Annotated in this window: 1 protein-coding gene; it reads left to right on the top strand. The window is 61.5% G+C overall.

The features are described 5' to 3' along the window. Positions 1–84 precede the first annotated feature (84 nt). Entirely contained in the window at positions 85–1,338 is a 1,254-nt protein-coding gene (locus ACIQTZ_RS24010) for an IS256 family transposase (RefSeq protein WP_402951775.1), read from the top strand. The last annotated feature ends 42 nt before the right edge of the window (positions 1,339–1,380 follow it).

Genomic DNA, 1,380 nt, shown 5'->3' with positions numbered 1-1,380 from the left:
GGGACTGTCTGAATAACGGTGTGTGGGGTCTGGCCTGATCTGAAGGAGACGGCCGTGTCTGAATCCACGACTGGGATGGCAGGGATGATGATCGATCCTGTGACGGGAGAGATCATCGATCAGAAGGAGCTTGCGGAGCGGTTGCTCGCGCAGGCCAGGGAACAGGGCGTGAGCCTGGTTGGCCCCGGCGGGCTGCTGAACCAGCTCACGAAAAACGTGCTGGAGACCGCCCTGGAGGCGGAACTGACCGAGCACCTCGGGCATGAACATGGCCAGAAACCGCTAGCCGCGAACATACGCAACGGCACGAGATCCAAGACGGTGCTGACCGAGATCGGTCCGGTCGAAATCGAGGTACCCAGAGACCGGGACGGGTCCTTCGAGCCGGTGATCGTGCCCAAACGTAAACGGCGTTTGGACGGGATCGACGAGGTCGTGCTCTCGCTCTCGGCACGAGGGCTAACCACCGGAGAGATCGCCGCGCACTTCGCGGAGGTTTACGGTGCCAGGGTCTCCAAGGACACCATCAGCCGCATCACCGAGAAGGTCACAGCCGAGCTGGCTGAATGGTCTTCCCGGCCGCTGGACGCACTCTATCCGGTGCTCTTTGTTGACGCGATCGTGGTCAAGGTCCGTGACGGGCAGGTGCGCAACACCCCGTTCTACGTGGTCATGGGAGTCACCGTGAACGGGGAACGGGACATCCTGGGTATCTGGGCCGGCGACGGCGGGGAGGGTGCACGGTTCTGGCTGCAGGTGTTCTCCGAACTGAAAAACCGTGGCGTGGAAGATGTGTTGATCGCAGTCTGTGACGGGCTCAAAGGCCTGCCCGAGGCGATCACGACCACGTGGGACCGGACAATCGTGCAGCAATGCATCGTGCACCTGATCCGCAACAGTTTCCGCTACGCCGGACGCCAGCACCGAGACGGGATCGTCAAAGCTCTCAAACCCGTCTACACCGCCCCGTCCGAGCAAGCAGCCAAAGACCGGTTCGCTGAGTTCACGGCCGAATGGGGCCAACGCTACCCTGCGATCATACGGCTGTGGGAGTCTTCCTGGGCCGAGTTCGTGCCCTTCCTCGAATACGACGTCGAGATCCGCCGGATTATCTGCACGACGAACGCGATCGAGTCGATCAACGCCCGATACCGTCGGGCCGTGAAAGCCAGGGGGCACTTCCCGAACGAGAATGCTGCCCTGAAATGCCTGTACCTGGTCACCAGATCCCTTGATCCAACCGGCGGAGGAAGAGCACGCTGGACCATGAGGTGGAAACCCGCGCTCAACGCGTTCGCCATCACGTTCGCCGGACGGTTCGAAAGAACCACCAACTAATGAAAACCGCCGGAACCCACACACCGTATATCGGACAGACCC

The sequence above is a fragment of the Paenarthrobacter sp. NPDC090520 genome (assembly GCF_044769205.1).
Lineage (GTDB): Bacteria > Actinomycetota > Actinomycetes > Actinomycetales > Micrococcaceae > Arthrobacter.
Note: the sequence above shows the minus strand (reverse complement) of the source record. Positions and strands in the feature narration are given on the sequence as shown.